This window comes from Daejeonella sp., from assembly GCF_044232565.1.
Classification (GTDB): domain Bacteria; phylum Bacteroidota; class Bacteroidia; order Sphingobacteriales; family Sphingobacteriaceae; genus Daejeonella.
Genome location: NZ_JBIILQ010000242.1, coordinates 1 through 4,104 on the forward strand (window position 1 = coordinate 1; position 4,104 = coordinate 4,104).

The window sequence follows — 4,104 nt, forward strand, 5'->3', positions numbered from 1 at the left end:
AAAAGTTATTCGGCAGCTCAATTGGGTTTTTATTCAAGAGCAGACTCTATCAGTCAGCTGCCAACAAACAATATTTTTAACGCCATCAATAGTGTCACTTACCCAATGTTTGCTTCCATTTCAGAAGATAATATTAGGTTGAAAATGGTATACAAGAAGTTAGTGCAACAAGTATTGTTTTGGAATGCGTCGATTCTGGTTCTACTCGTGGTGATTGCTGAACCTCTTTTCCGGTTTCTTCTCACAGAAAAATGGCTTCCAGCAGTGCCTTATTTTCAAATATTATGTCTTGCAGGGATCCTTTACCCACTTCATGCCTACAATCATAATATTTTAAAAGTAAAGGGGAGGAGTGATTTAATATTAAAAATTGAGTTTGTAAAAAAGGCAATTGCTGTTTCAGGTATTTTATTAGTTATACCATTTGGGATATTAGGACTACTATACTTTCAATTAGCATTCAGTATTCTTTCCTGTTTTATCAATTCATATTACAGTGGAATTTTAATTAATTATTCTATAAAAGAGCAATTAGCAGATATTTTTCCATCCATTTCACTATCTATTATTATTGGCTTGGTTTGTTTTTTCTTAGATACGCTTCTTCTGACCTTAATCCATTTCTCTGATCTCGAACGATTGATTTTCAATAGCCTACTGTTCTATACTTTATATATGTCTAGCAGTTATTTCATGCAATTCACAGCGATTTCTGATTTCAAACAATTAATTCTAAAAAGATGATACCTGTAACCAAACCCTTTTTGCCGAAAGCCAAAGAATATGATGCCTACCTAAAGAGCATCTGGGACCGACAATGGCTAACTAATAACGGTCCGCTTGTAAATGAATTTGAGCTGAAATTGAAAAACTACCTCAATATCGAACACTTGCTTTATGTTTCCAATGGCACTGTAGCTTTGCAAATTGCAATCAAAGCTTTAGAACTAAAAGGAGAAATAATTACGACACCCTTTTCTTTTGTTGCAACCACAAGTAGTATAGTTTGGGAAGGCTGCAAGCCAGTTTTTGCGGATATTGAACCCGATACCTATAATATTGATCCGAAAAAAATCGAAGCCGCAATTACTCCAAATACATCCGCAATTTTGGCAACCCATGTATATGGTAATCCTTGTGATATTGATGCTATTCAGGAAATTGCTGACAAGCACGGCCTCAAAGTTATTTTCGATGCCGCTCATTGTTTTGGCACCCAATATAAAGGGAGGTCCGTATTTGAATATGGTGATATTAGCACAACAAGTTTTCACGCTACCAAGCTATTTCATAGCATCGAAGGTGGTGCAGTTTTTACTAGAAACCCTCAACTACTCAAGAAAATGGCTTTCATGAGAAATTTTGGACATAACGGTCAAGATGAATACAGTGAGTTAGGCATCAATGGTAAAAACAGTGAGTTTCATGCTGCTATGGGTTTATGTAATCTAAAATATGTAGATGAAATATTGAAAAAGAGGAAAGCTCTTTCCCTATATTATTTACAAAAATTAACAGGTTTAAAAGCAAGCTTTCCGAAGCATCAGGATGATTATATTTCCAACCATTCCTATTTTCCGGTGCTATTTGATACGAAGGAATTAATGTTAAAATGCCTTTCAGACTTAGAAACTGAAAAAATTTATTGTAGGCGATATTTTTATCCTTCTTTATCAAGCTTGCCCTATGTTGATAAAGCAGCTCTTTCTGTTTGTGATTCAATTGTTGAGCGTATTATTTGTCTGCCACTTTATCATTCCCTTACTCATTCTGATTTAGATCTGATCACGAGAATTATGCTTCGTGCACAAAATTATCAGGTTCAAGAGCCTTCTAGTATCGAGGCCGACATTGCGCAATTGCTTGAGACAGCTCTTCTTGTAAAAACAAGCAAATAATTCCTCGAAATAGTCTTCATTAATTGATTTTTTGAGAATAATTATAATTTCTATTACAAACACTATCAAAATTTATTTATGGCTAATATTGAAAATATGGTGAGCATTTGCTGCATTACCTATAATCAAGAAAAATTTATTGCAGAAGCATTAGATGGATTTTTGATGCAAGAAACCGATTTTAACTTTGAAATTATTATTGGGGATGATTGCTCCAAAGATGCAACGCGGACTATAATTGAAGAATATTCTGAAAAATACCCAGGTAAAATTCAGTTATTAAGCAATAATGAAAATGAGGGAGCTGTCAAAAACATCTTAAAAACCCTGAGCGCAGCAAATGGAAAATATGTTGCAATGTGTGATGGAGATGACTACTGGACGGACTCGAGAAAGTTACAGATGCAGGTTGATTTTATGGAAATGAATTCGGATAGCTCAATTTGTTGTCATTATAGCCGCGTAATTAATGAAATTGGGGATTTAGTTTATGAAGATAATAATCCTGTTCCACTTGAATTTATTTATGAAGATGTGCTTTTAGGTAGGAAGGATGAAACAAGAGTTTGTACCATGATGATGAGAAATAGTGATCATCTAAAAAATATTAAATGTCAGGAATGGTTTTACCAAGTTTATAGTGCGGATACATTTTTTAAACTCTATGTTTTATCTAAGTCAAAAGCTAAATTATATGTTCTACCTGAGGTCATGGCCGTCTATCGTTTACATGAAAAGGGCGTTTGGAGCATGATTGATTCGCAAGTTCGAAAAAGGAAAATGATTGATGATTTCAATATTCTAATCAGTAATTTTTCATATTCTGCCCGACATAAAAGGGAGTTGTTGAAAATTTATTTAATGCAATACTTTCTTTTTGATGTAAAGAACTTTAAAATCCAAAAAGCCATAAATACCTTAATTACCCTCAGTTAATTTATTCAGGATTGATATTCTAATTTACTATTCAATGGAAAGGAGTGTATATTTTGTGATTAACACTTTGCAAGGTGGTGGTGCAGAGCGCGTATTAAGTACCTTAGCTATTGATTTCCATAATCGTAAAATCCCTGTAAAAATTGTTTGTCTTAATTATGCTGAAACGGTTTATAAATTACCTAATGATTTGGAAGTTAAGTATTTAGTAAGAAGGAAATCAAATAATAGCGTTTTCAGAATTTATTATGCTTGCATAACATTCCTTAAGCTTATTTATTTATTTACAAAAAATAAACCTGCCTGCGTCATTTCATTCATGACAACAGCTAATGTATGGTCGGGATTATCTGCGATGATTACCAAAACAGCCTTTATAGTTTCGGAGAGGACAACACCTGAACACAGCATTAAAACTCAAAGTTACCTGTTTAAATCTCTCATCAGCATTATTTACCGTAATGCCCAGGCCATTGTAGTTCCTGCAAAAGGCATTCAGGATTGTTTAAAAATGTACTCTGGATTTGAAAAGCTATCAAATTTTAAAATTATTCATAATCCGATAGCTGATTTAGGACATACATCAGAATTAAGGTTAAACGACCGAAAATTTATTTTTGGAGCGGGACGACTTTCTTATGAAAAGGGTTTTGATCAACTAATTAATGCTTTTGCAGCTGTTAAGGTTAAAAATATAGATCTATTGATTGCCGGAGAGGGCCAAGAATATACTGCTTTGAACCAACAAATCCAGAAATTGAAGCTTCAAAAGAGGGTGAAATTACTAGGTTTAAAATCAAATTTGCAGGATTATTACGCTCAAGCAGAATTATTTGCTTTACCATCTAGAAACGAAGGTTATCCTAATGCTTTGATCGAGGCGATGAGTTTTGGATGCCCATGTATAGCAATGGATTGTGAATTTGGTCCCTCAGAAATCATTAGACATCAAAAGAATGGATTTTTAGTACCCAATGATAATTTGAATGAACTGAGCTCAGGCATTAATAAAATCTTATCCAATGCAGTTTTAAAGAGTAGAATTTCAAATAATGCCAAAAAAATAAATAAAACAAACTCGCTCAAGAGTATCTCTGCTCAATGGCAAAAATTAATATTTAGCACCACTGTTGTCCGGTTAAAATAGAATTTTTATAAATAAGCTCTTTATATGCAATAAAACATGTTTTTAATTATATAATAAAAAGCAAGCCCCCTTTTTGGTTAGAATCAGTTTTTATATTTTTATTCTCTTGAAATTTGCCGTATT

General features: G+C 33.3%; 4 protein-coding genes. All 4 read left to right on the plus strand.

From position 1 onward, the window contains the following. A partial coding sequence (locus tag ACILQF_RS11240) for an oligosaccharide flippase family protein (protein WP_395627501.1) occupies positions 1-744 on the plus strand: 744 nt, incomplete at its 5' end. Continuing rightward, positions 741-1,898 carry a DegT/DnrJ/EryC1/StrS family aminotransferase gene (locus ACILQF_RS11245; protein ID WP_395627502.1) on the plus strand — a complete coding sequence of 386 codons (1,158 nt, stop codon included), beginning with the start codon at positions 741-743 and terminating at the stop codon, positions 1,896-1,898. The genes ACILQF_RS11240 and ACILQF_RS11245, both read left to right, overlap by 4 nt. 78 nt (positions 1,899-1,976) lie before the next feature. Continuing rightward, positions 1,977-2,834 carry a glycosyltransferase gene (locus ACILQF_RS11250; RefSeq protein ID WP_395627503.1) on the plus strand — a complete coding sequence of 286 codons (858 nt, stop codon included), beginning with the start codon at positions 1,977-1,979 and terminating at the stop codon, positions 2,832-2,834. Positions 2,835-2,868: 34 nt separating this feature from the next. Further along, a complete protein-coding gene (locus ACILQF_RS11255) occupies positions 2,869-3,981 on the plus strand; it encodes a glycosyltransferase (RefSeq protein WP_395627504.1) in 1,113 nt (370 codons plus the stop codon). Positions 3,982-4,104: the final 123 nt, after the last annotated feature.